Source organism: Pseudomonas sp. JV245A (assembly GCF_032424515.1).
In the GTDB taxonomy this organism is placed as follows: domain Bacteria; phylum Pseudomonadota; class Gammaproteobacteria; order Pseudomonadales; family Pseudomonadaceae; genus Aquipseudomonas; species Aquipseudomonas protegens.
In genome coordinates, this window is record NZ_VYKE01000585.1 from 1 (window position 1) to 369 (window position 369).

General features: G+C 68.8%; 1 protein-coding gene. It reads left to right on the forward strand.

All coding sequences use genetic code 11. From position 1 onward, the window contains the following. Nucleotides 1-369 (forward strand): SPFH domain-containing protein (locus F6S12_RS33155; RefSeq protein WP_315870039.1); only part of this gene is annotated, 369 nt, incomplete at both ends.

Here is a 369-nt window from a genome sequence, read left to right on the forward strand (position 1 = left end):
GACGCTGCGGCGCTGGCCGCCACTTACAACAGCAGCGATGTGCCGACGCTGATCCGCAGTACCGCCAGCCGCGTGCTGGTGCACGACTTTGCTTCGCGCACCCTCGATGGCCTGCTGGGGCAGGACCGCACCGGGCTGGCCGATGACATCGGCAGGGCCGTGCAGGGCGATCTGGATCGGCTCGACAGCGGGGTGGAGATTCTCGCCACGGTAGTCGAGGCCATCCATCCGCCGGCTGGCGCGGCCAATGCCTACCACGGTGTGCAAGCGGCGCAGATTGGCGCCCAGGCGCTGATTTCCCGGGAACGTGGAGCGGCTGCCGAGCAGACCAACCAGGCGCAGTTGCAAGCCAGCGTGGCCCGTGACCAG